The following is an 18,102-nucleotide window of genomic DNA, read 5'->3' as shown; positions in this document are numbered from 1 at the left end:
ACAGAAAAGAGAGTGCAGGATGACGTCGCGAACAGGAGTGGTTCTATTGATCCTTATGTCCGGGTTAATGCAAAGATGCACATCTTATGCGTGTTTGACGTGGAACCGTGCAGGGTCGAATCCATGGGATTTCGGCAGGTGTTTGGGGTAAATGATTCCAGCCCTTAGCTGCGGCATATCCCAATGCACGATGAATGCGTGAATGGTGCGGTTGGCAGGGGATGTGCGCCCGCGGCGGGGAACAAATTTTGCGATCTGGAAAAAAACTTCAAAACGCCGCTTGACGCTGCCCGACCGTAGCCATAATACACCCCAACGTTCAGCAACGAACGGGCAGCGGGCGGTTGTAGCTCAGTTGGTTAGAGTACCGGCCTGTCACGCCGGGGGTCGCGGGTTCGAGCCCCGTCAACCGCGCCATCGCTGCCATCCTTGGTCCAGGTTAAAGGCCACGAAAATAGATGCGCGGTTGTAGCTCAGTTGGTTAGAGTACCGGCCTGTCACGCCGGGGGTCGCGGGTTCGAGCCCCGTCAACCGCGCCATTTTCCCCTCAAACTGACATGAATTCACTCCCTTTTAGGGGGCGTGTGCCGAATTGCCCGTCATCTGTCAGGAGATGTCGGCAATAATCCTGTAGTTCACACTTTGTTCTAACTTTTCTGTTGGAGACTCGGTGCCGCTCGCCTATTTCTAGGACACTTGTGTGTTGGGGGCCAAAATGGCTGAGCTGAAGAATATCGAGGTGCGCGGCGCGCGTGAACATAACCTCAAGGGCATCGATGTAGACATCCCGCGGGATCAGCTGGTGGTGATCACCGGTCTGTCCGGCTCGGGCAAGTCGTCTTTGGCGTTTGACACGATCTATGCCGAAGGTCAGCGCCGCTATGTCGAAAGCCTGTCGGCCTATGCGCGCCAGTTCCTGGACATGATGGAAAAGCCTGATGTGGATCACATCAGCGGCCTGTCCCCGGCGATTTCCATCGAACAGAAAACCACGTCGAAGAACCCGCGCTCGACCGTTGGCACGGTCACCGAGATTTACGACTATTTGCGCCTTCTGTTTGCCCGCGCAGGCACGCCCTACAGCCCCGCGACGGGTCAACCGATTGAGGCGCAGCAGGTTCAGGACATGGTCGACCGCATCATGACGATGGAGGAGGGCACGCGCGGCTACCTTCTGGCGCCCATCGTGCGGGACCGTAAGGGCGAATACAAAAAGGAATTCCTCGAGCTGCGTAAGCAGGGTTTCCAGCGCGTAAAGGTGGATGGCGAGTTCTACGAGCTTGATGAGCCGCCCACGCTGGACAAGAAGTTCCGGCACGATATCGATGTCGTGGTCGACCGTCTTGTCGTGCGCGACGGGATGGAGACGCGACTAGCCGACAGCTTGCGCACAGCTCTGGATCTGGCGGACGGCATTGCGGTTCTGGAAACCGCGCCGCGCGAAGGTGATCCGGAACGCATTACATTCAGTGAGAATTTTGCCTGTCCGGTCAGCGGCTTCACCATCCCCGAGATCGAACCCCGCTTGTTTTCGTTCAACGCACCTTTCGGGGCCTGCCCGGATTGCGATGGTTTGGGGATCGAGCTGTTCTTTGATGAACGCCTCGTGGTGCCGGACCAGACATTGAAACTCTATGACGGTGCCTTGGCTCCGTGGCGCAAAGGCAAATCGCCTTATTTCTTGCAAACCATCGAGGCCATCGCGCGCCACTACGAGTTTGACAAGAACACGCAGTGGAAGGATCTGCCTGCCAAGGTGCAACAGGTGTTCCTGCGCGGGTCTGGCGATGAGGAAATCCAGTTCCGCTACGACGAAGGCGGGCGGGTCTATCAGGTCACCCGCAGCTTTGAGGGTGTGATTCCCAATATGGAGCGGCGCTATCGCGAAACTGATAGCGCCTGGATTCGGGAAGAGTTTGAACGCTACCAGAACAACCGCCCGTGTGGCTCCTGCGAAGGGTATCGCCTGCGCCCCGAGGCTCTGGCGGTCAAGATCGCTGGCCTGCATGTGGGGCAGGTGGTGCAGATGTCGATCAAAGAGGCGTTGGCTTGGGTCGAGGATGCTCCGAACCATCTGAGCGTTCAGAAGAACGAGATTGCACGGGCGATTCTGAAGGAAATTCGTGAACGGTTGGGTTTTCTGAATAACGTGGGTTTGGAATACCTTACGCTGTCCCGCTCAAGTGGCACATTGTCTGGCGGTGAAAGTCAGCGGATTCGCCTGGCCAGCCAGATCGGCTCGGGCCTGACCGGGGTTCTGTATGTGTTGGACGAGCCTTCGATAGGTTTGCATCAACGCGACAACGATCGGCTACTGGGTACGCTCAAGAACCTGCGCGATCAGGGGAATACCGTGATTGTCGTCGAACATGACGAGGAAGCCATCCGTGAGGCGGACTACGTCTTCGATATCGGTCCCGGCGCCGGTGTGCATGGCGGGCAGGTGGTCAGCGAGGGCACGCCGGATCAGATCGCATCCGATGCGGCCTCGATGACCGGACAATATCTGGCCGGTACGCGCGAGATTCCGGTTCCGTCGAAACGGCGCAAGGGGAACAAGAAAAAGGTCTCGGTGGTCAAGGCGACCGGGAACAACCTTAAGAAAGTCACCGCTGACTTCCCGTTGGGCAAGTTCGTCTGCGTGACCGGTGTGTCCGGCGGCGGCAAGTCGACGCTGACCATCGAGACGCTGTTCAAGACCGCCTCGATGCGTCTGAATGGCGCGCGCCAGACACCTGCGCCCTGTGAGACGATCAAAGGGTTGGAGCATCTGGACAAGGTCATCGATATTGACCAGCGCCCGATCGGGCGGACTCCGCGTTCGAATCCAGCGACTTACACCGGGGCCTTCACCCCGATCCGGGACTGGTTCGCCGGTCTGCCCGAGGCAAAGGCGCGCGGTTACAAACCCGGTCGGTTCAGCTTTAACGTCAAGGGCGGCCGGTGTGAGGCCTGTCAGGGTGACGGTGTCATCAAGATCGAGATGCACTTCCTGCCCGACGTCTACGTGACCTGCGAAACCTGCAAGGGCGCGCGCTATAACCGCGAGACTTTGGAGATCAAGTTCAAGGGCAAGTCCATCGCCGATGTCCTTGATATGACAGTGGAAGACGCGCAGGAGTTCTTTAAGGCCGTGCCGTCGATCCGTGACAAGATGGATGCTCTGGCGCGGGTTGGGCTGGGCTATATCAAGGTTGGCCAGCAGGCGACCACCCTGTCTGGCGGTGAGGCGCAGCGGGTGAAGCTGTCCAAGGAATTGTCCAAACGCTCAACCGGGCGGACGCTGTATATCCTGGACGAACCGACCACCGGTCTGCATTTCGAAGATGTGCGTAAGCTTTTGGAAGTGCTGCACGAATTGGTGGATCAGGGAAACACGGTTGTTGTGATCGAACACAATCTGGACGTCGTGAAAACCGCCGACCATATCATCGACATAGGCCCCGAAGGCGGTGACGGCGGGGGTGAGATCGTGGCAACCGGAACGCCCGAGGACGTGGCCGCAGTCGAGCGCAGCCATACCGGTCGGTATCTGAAGCAGATGTTGGATGGCGCGCGGGTCGCGGCGGAGTAAAGGGGCTGATCCTCAGTTGAGGATATCAACCACCGCACCGATCAGGTTCAGCACCTTTCGCGTGTCGGGGTCGACACGATAGACATAGTCACCGGCGCGGATGTAGCTGCCGCGATTCAGCCCATAGCGGTACGGATCATTGATCCAGCGATAATCGCTGTTGATATAGTCACCCGTGCGATACAGGTTTTTGACCTGTCCCGGCGGCACGCAAGGCACGGCTTTCTTCGCCAGACCCGGCGGGCAGTGCCCGGCCTTGCCTTTACCGTTCCCAGCCATGGCCATGCCCGAGCTAAGCGCCAGCGCCAGGATTGCCGTTGAAATGGTCAAAACGCGCGACATCTTACTTCCTTTCGCGTGAACACTGGGGCTAAGAATAGATGGCGGTGGCTGGTCCAGGGGTCAACCCCATGGGCAGGAAGCCGCCCACGGGGCCCGCTCTTAACCTCGTCCGCGTTTTTCGAACCGTGGCAGCATGGCCGAGAAGTCCAATCCCAGACCGCCCTCAGCCTCGACAAACTGCTCATAAAGTGCGGTTGCGGCCTGACCCATCGGCGTGTCGGCATCCGCGCTTTCCGCAGCCTGTTGGCTGAGCCGCAGGTCCTTCAGCATCAGTTCGGCGGCAAAGCCGGGCTGGTACTGGTTATCCGCCGGGCTGGTCGGGCCGACGCCGGGGGCAGGGCAATAGGCGTTCATCGTCCAGCTATAGCCCGAAGAGGTGCTGACCACGTCAAACATCTTTTGCCGGTCCAGCCCCAGTTTGTCGGCAAGGGCAAAGGCCTCGCAGGTGGCGATCATGGTGACGCCCAGGATCATGTTGTTGCAGATTTTCGCGGCCTGACCTGCGCCCGACTCGCCACAATGAACCGCTTTCTGACCCATGATGTCGAACAGGGGATCGGCCTTGGCAAAGGCGTCGTCGCTGCCGCCGGCCATGAAGGTCAGCGTGCCAGCGGCCGCTCCACCGATCCCGCCCGAGACCGGAGCATCAACCGCGAGGACATCGGCCTCTTTCGCCTGATCCGCCACGGCGCGGGCGCTGTCGACGTCAACGGTCGAGCAATCGATCCACACAGACCCCGACTGCATCGCGGGAATGATCTCATCCGCAACTGCGCGCAGAATCTGACCGTTCGGAAGCATTGTGATAACGATTTCGGCACCGGCGGCGGCATCGGCGCCTGAACCGGCCATGGTGACGCCGGCAACCTCGACATCGGCCATGTCAAAGCCCGTCACCTGATGCCCGGCCTTGGCCAGGTTGGCGGCCATTGGATTGCCCATGTTGCCCAAGCCGATAAACCCGATTTTCATCTCTTATGTCTCCTCAAAAGTCAGCATGTCTGCGCCCAGCGGCTGCAACATCTTGGACACTGCGACCGCAGGCACGGCCTGATCGCCAAACTGCCAGTGCGGCGTCCGGTCCTTGTCGATGATCTGGGCGCGAATACCTTCCAGAAAATCCCCGTGTTCCATCGCGCGGAAGGTATAGCGGTACTCCAGTTCCAGCGCTTTGCGCTGTGTCAGACTGGGAGTACGCAATCGGTGCAGCATCTCGACTGTGCAGGCCATGGAAAGCGGCGAATTGCGGTTCATGAGTTTGCGCGCCTCGGTGGCCACAGCGTGTTGCGAATGGGTCAGGGTGTTCAGGATGTCCCCAAGACTTTCACCGTCAAAACAGGCGTCGATCTCGGGTTGCTGACGCTCCAATTCGCTGATCGGTGGCTCTGCCGCATGTTTCTGCAACATTTCGGTGTCACCCGACGCCTCGAGCATCTCGATCAGATCGGACCACTCGGCGAGGGGGATGTAGTGATCGGCAAAACCGGCAAAGATCGCATCACCGGGTCCCATGCGGTGGCCGGTGGTGCCCAGATACTCGCCCAACCGACCGGGGGCCAGCGCCAGCATCAGGGTGCTGCCGACATCCGGCACCAGCCCAATGGAACACTCCGGCAGGGCAATTTTCGAGCTTTCACCAACAATGCGGTGGCTACCGTGGCAACCGATGCCAACGCCGCCGCCCATGGTGAAGCCCTGAAGGAAGCTGACGACCGGTTTGGGGTATTCGAAGATCAGCGCGTTCAGCCGGTATTCGTCTTGCCAAAAGGTGCGGCCGAAATCGTAGTCACCCTTGATACCGGTTGCGTAGAGGTCGGCAATGTCTCCGCCTGCGCAAAAGGCCTTGTCGCCCTCGGCATCCAGAATGACCAGATCCACGGCGTCATCTTCGCGCCAGTTCCGCAGCGCGGTGTCGATCGCCATACACATGTCATAGGTCAGTGCGTTCAGTGCTTTGGGGCGGGTCAGCGTGATACGCCCGGCGCGGCCAGTGATGCGGATGTCGATGTCAGGCATGGGCCCCTCAGCGTTCGGCAAGCATTTGTCGGGCGACAATGACCCGCATGATTTCATTCGTGCCTTCCAGAATCTGATGCACGCGGAGATCGCGGACCAGTTTCTCGATTCCATAATCCGCCAGATACCCGTAGCCACCATGCAGTTGCAGGCATTGGTCCACAACCTTGGACCCGGTCTCGGTTACGAATTTCTTGGCCATGGCGCAGAACTTGGTGGCATCGGGTGCGCCCTGATCCAGCTTCCACGCGGCCTGCCGCAGAAAGGTGCGGGCGGCCTGCAGTTCGATCTCCATGTCGGCCAGCCGGAATTGCAGCGCCTGAAACTGGTCGATGGATTGGCCAAAGGCCTTGCGTTCCGACATGTATTGCAGCGTCATGTCCAACCCGGTCTGCGCGGCCCCCAACGAGCAGGAGGCGATGTTCAACCGGCCACCATCCAGGCCCATCATCGCGTATTTGAAGCCGTCACCTTCGGTGCCCACGAGGTTGCCTGCCGGGATTTTGCAATCGTCGAACTGCACCTGCGCCGTTGGCTGGCTTTTCCAGCCCATCTTCTGTTCCAGTGCGCCAAAGCTGAGACCGGGCGCGCCGTCCTCGACATAGACCGTCGAAATCCCCTTGGGGCCGTCCTGCCCGGTGCGCACCATGCAGATATAGGCGTCGGAATAGCCGCCGCCCGAGATAAACGCCTTGGTGCCGTTCAGTGTGTAGCCTTCGTTGGTGCGATCGGCGCGGGTTTTCAGCGCAGCGGCGTCCGAGCCGGAACCGGGTTCGGTCAGGCAATAGCTAAGCACGGTGTTCAGGCTCAGCACATCAGGCATGATGCGGGATTTCAGGTCGTCGCTGGCGAAATTGTCCAGCATCTTGGCGCACATGTTGTGGATCGACAGGAACGCCGCGACTGATGGGCATGCCATCGAAAGCGCCTCGAACACCAGCGTCGCGTCCAGGCGTGTCAGGCCAGACCCGCCGCTGTCTTCGGAAACATAAAGCCCACCAAACCCCAGCTCTCCGATCTGCGGCCAGAGGTCCTTGGGGATGGTTCCATCAGCCTCCCATTGGCGGGCGTTGAGTGCGATGTTGTCCTGCCCAAAACCATAGGCCATATCGAAGATCGCGGTCTGCTCTTCTGTCAGTGCAAAATCCAAGGCTTGCCTCCCACGCTGCCAAACGAATTGAACGACTGTTTATTTCTGAATTCTTACAGAAGTTTTGCAGGGCCAGCAATCACGTGCGGATATGTCAAAGGTCCAGGTGATACTCTTCGATCAGATGCCGAACCACGGCCTTGCCGGGATCATCGCCCATTGCCTCGGCCTCGGCATGGATGCGGCGCTGTCGGGTGGCCGAGGTGCCGGTCTGCGCGATCTGCTGCAGGCGGGCCAGTTCCGTCATGGTGCCCAGCGCCTCGGCATCTTCGGCCAGCAGGCCCATCAGTTCGCCCATCAACTCGGGCATGGGTTTGATCGAGCGATCTCCGAAATCGATCAACCCTTCGCCGACGCCGTATCGCTGCGCGCGCCAGCGGTTTTCGCTGATCAAAAACTGGTCGTAATGCCGCCAGCGCAAGTTCCGGTCCTTCAAACGGCACAGCATGCGGGTCAGGGCCTGCACCAGAGCGGCCAGCGAAAGCGTATGTTCCAGCCGCGGCTGCACATCCATGATCCGGGTTTCCAGCGTCGGGAACCGGTGAGACGGGCGCAGGTCCCACCAGATTTTCGTCGTATCTTCGATCACGCCGAGTTCGACCAGAATGCCCGTGGTGCGTTCGTAATCCGACCAACTGGCCAGAACCGGAGGCAGCCCGGTGCGCGGCAGGTTGTCAAACACGGTCAGGCGATAGGACGACAGCCCCGTATCCTCTCCGTTCCAATAGGGCGAGGAGGTCGAGAGTGCCAGCAGATGCGGCAGGAAATACGAAAGCTGCGGCATCAGGTCGGCACGCAGGGCCGAGTCCTCGACCCCGACATGAACGTGCATCCCGCAGATCAGCATCCTCCGCGCGACGCCGCCCAGCGCGTGCTGTAGCGCGTCATAGCGATCCTTGCGGGTGTGGTGCTGTTTCTTCCAGTCGGCAAACGGGTGGCAGGATACCGCAATCGGAGCGAGGTTGTATTCGGCGGCCCGTTCGGCCACGCACGAGCGCAGGCGTTTCAGATCCTCGCGGGCCGACTTGACTGTTGTGTGGGGCCGGGTGCCGACTTCGATCTGGCATTGCAAAAATTCGGGGCTGACCTGCCCTTCGAAATCGGCTTGGCAGGCCTCCATCAATGCGGCGGGTGCTTCGGCAAGTTCAAGGCTGTCGCGATCGACCAGCAAATACTCTTCTTCGATGCCCAGCGTGTATTCTTGCTGCATAGTGGCCCTCGTATAACTATTCCAACCAGTGAATACGGAAATTCCTGTTTTGCCAAGCGTTTGACGCAGCCCGTCTTGCAGAGGCCCGGCAAGCAGCGGTAAGGAACAGGCGAGACGAAAGTGGAGCCGCCCGTGAAACTCAGAAAATTCCCCAAGATCAATGAGGCCCTGGATGAGTTGGGGGTGAAGCTGATCGACAAGGCCGCTGAAAACGACGAGCGCGCCCGGCTTGAGGCGTTCGAGCGGGCAGGCGGGTTAACCCGTGCTGCCTATGCCTTGTCACCGGGGATGGACGGGTTCGATATCGGCCAGCTGGTTGCCGAGTACGGCCAACATGCCGAGGCGCTGGAGGCCCTGAAGGACCCGGCGCGCAATCAGACCGGTTATCGGATCGGCAATGGCTATTACGACAGCCCCGACGCCGACGCGCTGTATCTGATGATCCGCCGGTTTGCACCGAAGCGGGTGATCGAGGTCGGCTGTGGCAATTCGACCCGCGTGACCCGTCAGGCGATCATCGACGGCGGGTTGGACACGAAGATCACCGCAATCGATCCGTACCCCCGCGCAGATATTGAGCATGTCGTGGATCACTTCGAACAGAAACGGCTCGAAGAAGTTGATCCGGCGCTGTTCGATCAGCTTGAGGCGGGCGATGTGTTGTTCATCGACTCCAGCCATGTGGTCCGGATGAGCAACGACGTGGCGCATCTGTTCTGCCGCATCATCCCGGCACTGAAAGCGGGCGTGGTGATCCATGTCCACGATGTTTTTCTGCCTTATGAATACCCCAAGCGGTTCTTTTACGACTGTCCGGGCTGGGGTGAGCAGTACATGCTGCACGCCTTGCTGCAATCCGGTTCCTTTTCAATGCTTTGGCCCGGATACTACCTGCAACAGGACCGTCCGGATGCGGTCGAGGCCTTACCATTCCTGAAGGATGGCCGCGCGCAGAGCATTTGGGTGCAGATCAAAGAAAAGTGATCCGGGCCGGCTGAGGCTCCGTACCCCTTTCCATAACAAGCTGGAGAGGAGACAACAGCCATGTTTCGCCGTACATTCATGGGCGCCGCCGCCGCACTTGCCCTTGCTCTGCCTGTAAAGGCGCAGGCCGCTGATATCGTGGACACCGCCGTTTCGGCCGGATCGTTCAACACGCTGGTTGCTGCCGTGCAGGCCGCCGGGCTGGTCGATACGCTGAAGGGGGATGGGCCGTTCACCGTATTCGCGCCGACCGATGAGGCGTTTGCTGCGCTGCCCGAAGGAACGGTGGAAACATTGCTACTGCCGGAAAACAAGGATCAACTGGTCGAAATACTGACCTATCACGTGGTTCCGGCCAAGGTGATGTCGGGTGATATCGCGGGCAAGCGCGCCAAGGTTCTGACCGTTCAGGGTGACCGTCTGAGCGTGAATGCTCGGAACGGCGTAAAGGTCAATGACGCCGAAGTGGTGCAGGCCGATATCGAGGCCACCAATGGCGTGATCCACGTGATCGACGCGGTGATCCTGCCGGAATAACGCCACCCGGATAAGAAATAAGCCCCGGTCCTTATGGCCGGGGCTTTTTGTGTCAGGTCAGCCTGACCTGCGTTCCGATCTGGACCAGAGGATACAGGTCCTCGACATGTTGGTTGTAAAGGCCGATGCAGCCGGACGAGCTTTGACGCCCGATCTTGCGCGTGTCGTGGGTGCCATGCACCAAGTAAGCTGGCCAGCCCAGATACATGGCGCGCGTACCCAGCGGGTTGCCGGGATCGCCACCTTCCATTCGAACGGGCAGGGACGGGTCACGCTCGCGCATGGATGCGGTCGGGGTCCAGCTTGGGAATTCTGTCTTTCGAACGACTTTGGTGTAACCGCGCTTGGTCAGCTCTTCGCTCATCGGGACCGAGCTTGGGTACAGCTTATAGGTGCCGTCCTGCCCCCAGTAATGCACCGCGCGGCTGGTGATGTCGGCCAACAGACAGCCAACGCCCAGCTCGTCGAAATGGTCCTGCCAGTTCTGCTGCGAGAACGACGACACGTTGCGGCGTACCGGCAACTGCGTGCTGATGGCTTCTTCATCGGATGGGAAAGCGTCGCTGCTTTGCGCACGTACGATGGCGGGCGTCGCCAGAAGAGACGCAGCGCCCAGCAATGCAGAGCGGCGAGTCATGCGGGGATTTGACAAATTGGCCTCCGGTTCAGGAACTGCTCGAGCAATAATCTGCCTTAAAATATTGGCCATCGCCTCGATTTTCTAGGGTGCGCAAGCTGAATTTATCGTGAAAATGACTGTTTTGGCGGTGCTTTGCCGAAAAAACCCGGCCTGCGAAAGGCCGGGTTCGGGTGTTTCCGAGTTCAGCAGTGGATCAGTCCATTGCCTTGAAGTTGAACTCGCCACCTTCCTTGATGCCCGAGGGCCAGCGCGCGGTGACGGTCTTGGTGCGGGTGTAGAACTTGAAGCTGTCCGGACCGTGCTGGTTCAAGTCGCCGAACATGGATTTCTTCCAGCCGCCAAAGGTGTGGTATGCCAGCGGAACCGGGATCGGAACGTTGATGCCGACCATGCCGATGTTGATCCGGCTGGCAAAGTCGCGCGCGGTGTCGCCGTCACGGGTGAAGATCGCGGTGCCGTTGCCGTATTCGTGATCCATCGCCAGGCCAATCGCCTCTTCGTACGAACCTGCGCGGACGGTCGACAAAACAGGGCCGAAGATTTCCTGCTTGTAGATATCCATCTCGGGCGTGACGTGGTCGAACAGGTGCGGGCCGACAAAGAAGCCATCCTCATAGCCCTGAAGGCTGAAGTCGCGGTTGTCGACAACCAGTTTTGCGCCTTGCTCGACGCCCGAGTTGATCAGGCCGAGGATACGTTCTTTGGCGGCGCCGGTCACAACGGGGCCCATGTCCACATCGTCGCCTGCGGTGTAGGGGCCGACTTTCAGTTTCTCGATGCGCGGGATCAGCTTTTCGATCAGCGCGTCGGCGGTCTCTTCCCCGACCGGAACAGCGACCGACACGGCCATGCAGCGTTCGCCCGCAGCGCCAAAGCCTGCACCGACCAGCGCGTCAGCCGCCTGATCCAGATCGGCGTCGGGCATGACGATCATGTGGTTCTTGGCACCACCGAAGCACTGCGCGCGTTTGCCGTTGGCGGTTGCGCGGCTGTAGATGTATTGCGCGATCGGGGTCGAACCCACAAAGCTGACGCCCTGGATAATCTCGCTGTCGAGGATGGTGTCCACGGCCTCTTTGTCACCGTTTACAACCTGGAAGACGCCCTTGGGCAGACCCGCCTCGACGAACAGTTCGGCCAGCATCAGCGGCACCGACGGGTCACGCTCGGACGGTTTCAGAACCACGGCATTGCCGCAGGCCAGAGCCGGACCAACGTGCCACAGCGGCATCATGGCGGGGAAGTTGAACGGCATGATCGAACCGACAACACCCAGCGGCTGACGCATGGAATACATGTCGATCCCGGGGCCTGCGCTGTCGGTGAATTCACCCTTCAGCATCTGCGGAGCACCGATGCAGTATTCGATCACTTCCAGACCACGCTGCAGGTCGCCTTTGGCGTCGGGGATGGTTTTGCCGTGTTCGCGGCTCAGCGCTTCGGCCAGCTTGTCCATGTCACGGTTCATCAGGCCGACCATGGCCATCATCACGCGTGCACGCTTTTGCGGGTTGGTGGCGCCCCAGGCGGGTTGAGCCGCAGCGGCGGCCTCAATTGCAGCTGTGGTTTCCGCAACACTGGCCATCGGGCAGCGATACTGAACCTCACCGGTGGCCGGGTTGAATACGTCGTCGAAACGACCAGAGGTTCCGGCGGTCATCTCGCCATTCAGGAAGTGGGTCAGGTCTTGCATCGATAGCTCCTCCGATAGATTTGAGCGCACAATAGGCTTGCAGAAATTGTGCGAACAGAGGCAATATCTCAAAAGAGCTTTGCAAAAATGCAAAAGGTGACACATGAACCCGAACTGGGACGACATGCGGGTTTTTCTGGCCGTGGCGCGCGAGGAAAGCCTGTCTTCGGCCGGGCGTATACTTAAGATCGACCCCGCCACGGTCGGGCGGCGCATTGCCCGGCTTGAGGCGACATTGGACGCGACACTGTTCACGAAGTCCCAGCAGGGTTATCTGCTGACCGCTGCAGGGGAGCGCCTGTTGGATCACGGTCTGCAGGCCGAGGAAGCGATGCGCGCAGCGGCGGGGGCCGTGGTGGGCTCGACCAAATCGCTGAGCGGTCAGATCCGGATCGGTGCGCCCGATGGCAGCGCGAATTATCTGCTGCCGCAGGTCTGCGCGAAAATCAGCGATGCCAACCCCGATCTGGATATCCAGATTCTGGCCTTGCCACGGATCATCAATCTGTCCCGGCGTGAAGCGGACATGGCGTTGACCGTCAGTGCGCCAACGGCAGGAAAGCTGCTGGTCAAAAGGGTCAGCGATTACAAACTGCATCTGGTGGCGACCCATGATTATCTGGAACGCCACGACCCCATTCGCACCGCCGCAGACCTGAAGGGGCACCGGTTGATTGGTTACATCCCGGACATGATCTTCGACCGCGAATTGGACTATCTCAACGATATCGGCATTGACCGTGTCGCGCTTGCATCGAATTCCGTCTCTGTTCAACTGCGTCAGGTGACGCTTGGCACCGGGGTGTGTGTGGCCCATGACTTTACGCTGCCGTTCCACCGGAACCTGCGGAAAATCCTGACGGATCAAGTGAGTTTGACCCGCAGTTTCTATCTTGTCCGGCACCAGGGCGATCAGCGCAACGAACGGTTGAACCGCTTTGCCGACGCTCTGACTCAGGGCATCCGTGACGAAGTTGCGCGGCTAGAAGCCGATGCCGACGCTTGACAGGTCGGCTCAATCGCGCAACGCTTTGGAATAAGATTATTATTTCGGAGGTGTTCTTCATGCTCGTTCAGGCCATTCTGAAATCCAAGGCAACAGAAGGCGTGGTGACGGTCGAACCTTCAGCGACGGTCTCGGAAGCTTCGAAGATACTGGCGGAAAAACGCATCGGTACCGTTGTCGTGTCCGAAGATGGCGGGCAGACGGCATCCGGCATCCTGTCCGAACGGGATATCGTGCGCGAACTGGCCGCCAGCGGCAGCGGGTGCCTGAACCAGCCGGTCAGCGCTTATATGACGCAAGACCTGATCACGACGACGCGGCAAGCCACTGTTCAGGATATCATGGCCAGTATGACCGAAGGCCGCTTTCGCCACATGCCGGTGGTTGAAGAGGGCAAGCTGGTTGGAATTGTAACGCTTGGCGACGTGGTCAAGGCCCAGCTGGCGGAACTGGCGATGGAAAAAGACGCGCTGCAAGGCATGATTATGGGCCACTGACGGCCCGGACCTCTGAACAGTTCGCTTGCACCTGCAACTCGTTTATGGTTGCTTGCGCAGAAATTTTGTTGCGCAGGAGGGCGTGATGCGGGTGGGGTTATATCCTGGAACCTTTGATCCGATCACCTTGGGTCATATCGATATTATCCGCCGCGCCTCGGCGTTGGTGGACAAGTTGGTGATCGGCGTTGCCATCAATCGGGACAAGGGGCCGATGTTCTCTCTGGAAGAGCGTGTCGCCATGATCGAGGCGGAATGTGCGCATTTGTCCGATCAAACCGGGACCGAGATCGTTGCCCATCCCTTCGAAAACCTGCTGATTGACTGTGCCCGCGATGTGGGCGCTCAGATCATCGTGCGTGGTCTGCGGGCTGTGGCGGATTTCGAGTATGAATTCCAGATGGTTGGTATGAACCGCGTGCTGGACAACTCGATCGAGACCGTGTTCCTGATGGCCGAGGCCCGGCATCAGGCGATTGCCTCGAAACTGGTGAAAGAAATCGCGCGGCTGAACGGGGACGTGTCGAAATTCGTCACGCCCCGGGTCAATGATGCCTTGCGCGAAAGGTTAGGCTAGGGCGCCCATAGCGGCGGCTGTGTCCAGCATCCGGTTCGAGAAGCCCCATTCGTTGTCATACCATGCCAGCACGCGGACCAGCGTGCCGTCAGTGACTTTGGTTTCCGCCAGAGACACGGTCGAGCTGTGGGCGTCGTGGTTGAAATCCATCGATACCAGCGGACGGCTTTCCGCCGCCAAGACACCGGGGATCTTGGCAGCGGCCTCAATGAACAGCGCGTTGACCTCTTCCTCGGTGGTGGGGCGCGAGACCTCGGCCACCAGATCAACAACCGATACGTTCGGAGTGGGGACTCGGATCGCCTGGCCGGTCAGTTTCCCGGACAGTTGCGGCAGAACCAGACCCACGGCAGCCGCTGCACCGGTCGTGGTTGGGATCATCGACAACGCGGCCGCCCGCGACAGGTATGGGTCCTTGCCCGCAGTATCGTGAACCGGCTGGCTGGCGGTATAGGCGTGAACGGTGGTCATGTTGCCATGCACGATGCCCAGTCCGGCATCCAGCGCGGCGGCCACCGGAGACAGGCAGTTCGTGGTGCAGGAAGCATTCGAGACCACGGTGTCCTCGGCGGTCAGTTCGTGTTCATTCACGCCGAACACGACTGTCTTAACCGCGCCATCGCCGCGCGCTGGCGCCGAGATCAGTACTTTCTTCGAACCGTTTTTCAGATGACGTTCAGCGGCCTCGCGCGTGCGGAACACGCCAGTGCATTCCAGAACCACGTCGATATCCGACCAGTTCAGCGCTTCGGGATCACGCTCGCTGGTCAGGCGGATGGGGCCGGCGCCGACATCCAGGCCTGCGTCGGTCAGGGTGACCGTTTTGGGATAACGACCGTGCACGCTGTCAAATTCGAACAGATGCGCGTTCATTTCGGGCTTAGCCAGATCGTTGATCGCGACGATCTCCACATCGGTGCGCCCGGTCTCCATCACCGCGCGTAGAACGCCGCGTCCGATCCGCCCGAATCCGTTGATTGCCAGCTTGAGTGTCATTTTCTGCTCCGTCCGAATATCGGCTAAATAAGGTTAGCGCTAACATCGCCGGATAAGCGGAAATGTCAAGCAAAACCTCAGTCAGCGCCAGACGGCGACCCAGTCCAGAAAGGCATACAGCTTTTTGCCGAGGAAGATCAGATGTTCCGGGCCAACGAATGCGTAGTCGATTATGACCGCACCCAAGATCAAGAGGCCGAGCCAGATAGCGATTTGGTTGGTCATTGCGGCCCCGAACGAAAATGCCCGCCCAGATAACCTGAGCGGGCAAAAAGGTTCAAGATTTCAAACCGGTCTTAGTTAAGGTGACCCATGGCAACGGCGACGTCGGCCATACGGACCGAGAAGCCCCATTCGTTGTCATACCAGGCCAGAACGCGAACCAGACGGCCATCCACAACGCGGGTCTGATCCGGTGCGAAGATCGAGCTTTCTTCGGTGTGGTTGAAATCGGTCGAAACCAGCGGTGCGGGCTCATAGCCCAGAACGCGCTGCATCGGGCCTTGTGCGGCTTCGCGCACGATTTCGTTAACCTCTTCTACCGTCACCTCGCGCGAGGCACGGAAGGTCAGGTCCACAGCCGAGACGTTCGGGGTGGGAACGCGGATGGCCGAGCCGTCCAGACGGCCCTTGAGGTTCGGCAGAACCTCACCCAGAGCCTTGGCGGCACCGGTCGAGGTCGGGATCATCGACATCGCCGCAGCGCGGGCGCGGTACAGGTCGCTGTGACGACGGTCCAGCGTCGGCTGGTCGCCGGTGTAGGCGTGGATCGTGGTCATGATGCCGTTTTCGATGCCGACACCTTCGTCCAGAACCTTGGCAAGCGGAGCAAGGCAGTTCGTGGTGCAGGACCCGTTCGAAACCATATTATCGTTTGCGGTCAGAGTGTTGTGGTTCACTCCGAACACGATGGTCTTGTCGACATTCTTGCCCGGTGCGGACAGCAGAACCTTGGCAGCGCCACGCTCAAGGTGAGTTTTGGCCTTCAGTCCGTCATTGAACTTGCCGGTGCATTCCAGAACGACGTCGCAGCCTTCCCAGTCCAGCTCGTTCATGTCGTAGGTCGAGAACATCTCCATCGGGCCGCGGCCCAGATCCATGGTGTTGCCATTGATCGCGATATCACGGGGGAAACGGCCATGAACGCTGTCATATTTCAGCAGGTGCGCGGTTGTTTCCAGCGGGCCGGTCGCGTTGACCTTGATCACTTCGATGTCGTTACGGCCTGACGCGGCGATGTGCGACAGGGTGCAGCGGCCGATGCGGCCAAAACCATTGATACCGACCTTGATGGTCATATGACGTCTCCAAATGCGCTTGCGTTGCAGGCCATATAGCGGCGATTTCTGAATCTCAAAAGAGTAAAAGCGGCATATTTTTAAGGTGTTAGCGCAAACCTCGCGCGATTGCGCTAACGCTTGCGCTAGCTGAGGGATCGGGTAGGGTCCGTTTGCGGCAGGAGACAGGAAAGGATGCGCGATGAGCGGTCTGTTGGCCCTTTTGGATGATGTGGCGGGGATCGCCAAGGTCGCGGCGTCCTCAGTGGACGACGTGGTGGCGGCAGCGGGCAAGGCTGGCGCCAAGACGGCGGGTGTGATCATCGACGATGCGGCGGTCACTCCGAAATACGTTCAGGGCTTTGCTCCGGCGCGCGAGTTGCCGATCATCTGGCGCATCGCGCGTGGGTCGATTTTCAACAAGATCGTGCTGTTGCTGCCGGTCGCTTTGTTGCTGGCCAATTTTGCACCGTGGCTGATCACGCCTTTGCTGATGCTGGGCGGGTCTTATTTGTGTTTTGAAGGGGCCGAGAAGATATTCCACGTCCTGTTCCCGCATGGCAGCCACGCCACAGACGAAGACATGAACGTGCGCGACCCGGGTCATCTGGAAGAACAGAAGGTCAGGGGGGCAATCAAGACTGATTTCATTCTTTCGGCTGAGATCATGACCATTGCACTGGCCGCAATCGAGGCTCCGAACCTGTGGATGCAAGCGGCGACGCTGGCGGTTGTGGGTATTGGTGTGACTGTAGCCGTTTATGGTTCGGTGGCGCTGATCGTGAAGATGGATGACGTGGGCCTGTACCTGGCACAGAACGCGCCGACGCCTATCGGGCGCGGGTTGGGACGTGGCCTGGTCAAGGCGATGCCGGGCGTGATGAAGACCCTGTCGATCGTCGGGACAGCCGCAATGCTGTGGGTCGGCGGGTCGATTGTCATTCATGGGATGGAAGTGCTGGGGTTTGGCTGGCTGGGCCATCACATCCACGATTGGGCCTATGCCATCGGGCATTCGGTCTCTGCGCAGTGGGTGGGCGCCGTGGAATGGATTTCCAAAGCCGCGATGGACGGTGTCTTCGGTCTGGCATGGGGACTTGTTTTGATCCCGATTGCAACCAAGGTCATCGGGCCTTTGTTCAACAGGAAAGCTGACCACTAAGATGAAGCACTTCCGCTTAGAAACCTTAATTGATGGGCCTATCATCCGAAAGATCGGATCACGTGGGTCGTCTAGGAGCGGTGCATCTTCGCTTCTCTCTGCGCTGAGCATTGCAGCCGACGAAGTGCCGTTCGACGAAGGCGAACTCTATGGTTTTTTGCATTTTCGTATTGATACGGCCCTCAAGGCGCAGAAGCGTAGTCATTGGTCGGGCGGACGAGTATACAACACTTTGACCGGGCAATCGGCAACCTACGTTCCCCTATCAGGCACCCATCTTCGTCAAGCGCTGTCTTGTATTGGCTTGCAACCACCCGAGAAAGTGGTGGTGCAGGGACGGTATGAGCTGCGATTGGACTACGCTCTGAAAGCCTATGACGCGTTAAAGTTGAAGGTTGAAGCTAAAGCCAAATGAAAAGGGCGGCCAAGGCCGCCCTTTGC

Annotated in this window: 18 protein-coding genes and 2 tRNA genes; 10 read left to right on the top strand and 10 right to left on the bottom strand. The window is 59.4% G+C overall.

All coding sequences use genetic code 11. The features are described 5' to 3' along the window. Window positions 1–340 precede the first annotated feature (340 nt). From ACR0NT_RS01155 to uvrA, 3 genes are all read left to right on the top strand, one after another. A tRNA-Asp gene (locus tag ACR0NT_RS01155) sits at window positions 341–417 on the top strand. Window positions 418–462: 45 nt separating this feature from the next. Next, a tRNA-Asp gene (locus ACR0NT_RS01150) sits at window positions 463–539 on the top strand. 176 nt (window positions 540–715) lie between these two features. After that, on the top strand, window positions 716–3,574 hold the full coding sequence (uvrA, locus tag ACR0NT_RS01145) for an excinuclease ABC subunit UvrA (protein WP_170671324.1): 2,859 nt from the start codon (window positions 716–718) through the stop codon (window positions 3,572–3,574). Window positions 3,575–3,586: 12 nt separating this feature from the next. Here the strand turns inward: uvrA and ACR0NT_RS01140 are convergent, their stop codons facing one another. From ACR0NT_RS01140 to ACR0NT_RS01120, 5 genes are all read right to left on the bottom strand, one after another. Further along, complete coding sequence (locus tag ACR0NT_RS01140) at window positions 3,587–3,916, bottom strand: hypothetical protein (protein WP_170671325.1); 330 nt, start codon at window positions 3,914–3,916, stop codon at window positions 3,587–3,589. A gap of 99 nt (window positions 3,917–4,015) precedes the next feature. Further along, window positions 4,016–4,888, bottom strand: coding sequence for a 3-hydroxyisobutyrate dehydrogenase (gene mmsB, locus ACR0NT_RS01135; RefSeq protein ID WP_170442491.1), 873 nt, complete (start codon window positions 4,886–4,888; stop codon window positions 4,016–4,018). Between the two features lie 3 nt (window positions 4,889–4,891). Next, on the bottom strand, window positions 4,892–5,932 hold the full coding sequence (locus ACR0NT_RS01130; RefSeq protein ID WP_170442493.1) for an enoyl-CoA hydratase/isomerase family protein: 1,041 nt from the start codon (window positions 5,930–5,932) through the stop codon (window positions 4,892–4,894). 7 nt (window positions 5,933–5,939) lie between these two features. Beyond that, entirely contained in the window at window positions 5,940–7,082 is a 1,143-nt protein-coding gene (locus ACR0NT_RS01125) for an acyl-CoA dehydrogenase family protein (RefSeq protein ID WP_170671327.1), read from the bottom strand. A gap of 94 nt (window positions 7,083–7,176) precedes the next feature. Then, the gene (locus tag ACR0NT_RS01120; RefSeq protein WP_170442497.1) at window positions 7,177–8,292 is read right to left on the bottom strand and encodes a carboxylate-amine ligase; all 1,116 of its coding nucleotides are present in this window, start codon (window positions 8,290–8,292) and stop codon (window positions 7,177–7,179) included. Window positions 8,293–8,424: 132 nt separating this feature from the next. Here ACR0NT_RS01120 and ACR0NT_RS01115 point away from each other — a divergent pair, with 132 nt between their 5' ends. Next, the gene (locus ACR0NT_RS01115) at window positions 8,425–9,276 is read left to right on the top strand and encodes a class I SAM-dependent methyltransferase (protein ID WP_170671329.1); all 852 of its coding nucleotides are present in this window, start codon (window positions 8,425–8,427) and stop codon (window positions 9,274–9,276) included. Window positions 9,277–9,336: 60 nt separating this feature from the next. Next, window positions 9,337–9,813, top strand: coding sequence for a fasciclin domain-containing protein (locus tag ACR0NT_RS01110; RefSeq protein WP_170442501.1), 477 nt, complete (start codon window positions 9,337–9,339; stop codon window positions 9,811–9,813). A 52-nt stretch (window positions 9,814–9,865) separates the two neighbouring features. Here the strand turns inward: ACR0NT_RS01110 and ACR0NT_RS01105 are convergent, their stop codons facing one another. Both ACR0NT_RS01105 and ACR0NT_RS01100 read right to left on the bottom strand, forming a co-directional pair. Continuing rightward, window positions 9,866–10,450, bottom strand: a complete 585-nt coding sequence (locus ACR0NT_RS01105; RefSeq protein WP_170442503.1) for a L,D-transpeptidase — start codon at window positions 10,448–10,450, stop codon at window positions 9,866–9,868. A 196-nt stretch (window positions 10,451–10,646) separates the two neighbouring features. Next, on the bottom strand, window positions 10,647–12,146 hold the full coding sequence (locus ACR0NT_RS01100) for a CoA-acylating methylmalonate-semialdehyde dehydrogenase (protein WP_170671331.1): 1,500 nt from the start codon (window positions 12,144–12,146) through the stop codon (window positions 10,647–10,649). A 103-nt stretch (window positions 12,147–12,249) separates the two neighbouring features. Between ACR0NT_RS01100 and ACR0NT_RS01095 the strand changes: the two genes are divergently transcribed. From ACR0NT_RS01095 to coaD, 3 genes are all read left to right on the top strand, one after another. Beyond that, window positions 12,250–13,152 (top strand): LysR family transcriptional regulator, encoded by a 903-nt coding sequence (locus tag ACR0NT_RS01095; RefSeq protein ID WP_170442507.1) that lies wholly within the window; start codon window positions 12,250–12,252, stop codon window positions 13,150–13,152. A gap of 59 nt (window positions 13,153–13,211) precedes the next feature. After that, window positions 13,212–13,649, top strand: coding sequence for a CBS domain-containing protein (locus ACR0NT_RS01090; RefSeq protein ID WP_170442509.1), 438 nt, complete (start codon window positions 13,212–13,214; stop codon window positions 13,647–13,649). Between the two features lie 85 nt (window positions 13,650–13,734). Further along, the gene (gene coaD, locus ACR0NT_RS01085; RefSeq protein ID WP_170671333.1) at window positions 13,735–14,226 is read left to right on the top strand and encodes a pantetheine-phosphate adenylyltransferase; all 492 of its coding nucleotides are present in this window, start codon (window positions 13,735–13,737) and stop codon (window positions 14,224–14,226) included. Here coaD and gap (ACR0NT_RS01080) read toward each other — a convergent pair. From gap (ACR0NT_RS01080) to gap (ACR0NT_RS01070), 3 genes are all read right to left on the bottom strand, one after another. Continuing rightward, window positions 14,218–15,222 (bottom strand): type I glyceraldehyde-3-phosphate dehydrogenase, encoded by a 1,005-nt coding sequence (gap, locus tag ACR0NT_RS01080; RefSeq protein WP_170442513.1) that lies wholly within the window; start codon window positions 15,220–15,222, stop codon window positions 14,218–14,220. The two genes, coaD and gap (ACR0NT_RS01080), sit on opposite strands and share 9 nt — an antisense overlap. Window positions 15,223–15,303: 81 nt before the next feature. Next, window positions 15,304–15,447, bottom strand: a complete 144-nt coding sequence (locus tag ACR0NT_RS01075; protein WP_170442516.1) for a hypothetical protein — start codon at window positions 15,445–15,447, stop codon at window positions 15,304–15,306. 71 nt (window positions 15,448–15,518) lie between these two features. Then, window positions 15,519–16,520, bottom strand: a complete 1,002-nt coding sequence (gene gap, locus ACR0NT_RS01070) for a type I glyceraldehyde-3-phosphate dehydrogenase (protein WP_170671334.1) — start codon at window positions 16,518–16,520, stop codon at window positions 15,519–15,521. Window positions 16,521–16,701: 181 nt separating this feature from the next. On the opposite strand from gap (ACR0NT_RS01070), the gene ACR0NT_RS01065 reads away from it, so the two are divergent. Together ACR0NT_RS01065 and ACR0NT_RS01060 are read left to right on the top strand one after the other, a co-directional pair. Then, entirely contained in the window at window positions 16,702–17,661 is a 960-nt protein-coding gene (locus ACR0NT_RS01065) for a DUF808 domain-containing protein (protein WP_170671336.1), read from the top strand. A 1-nt stretch (window position 17,662) separates the two neighbouring features. Continuing rightward, window positions 17,663–18,076: a hypothetical protein gene (locus ACR0NT_RS01060; protein ID WP_170671338.1), complete on the top strand. Its 414-nt coding sequence runs from the start codon at window positions 17,663–17,665 to the stop codon at window positions 18,074–18,076. Window positions 18,077–18,102: the final 26 nt, after the last annotated feature.

The organism is Ruegeria sp. AB10, assembly GCF_056542745.1.
The sequence above is the reverse complement of the archived record's forward strand: the minus strand, read 5'-3'. Positions and strand labels throughout refer to the sequence as shown.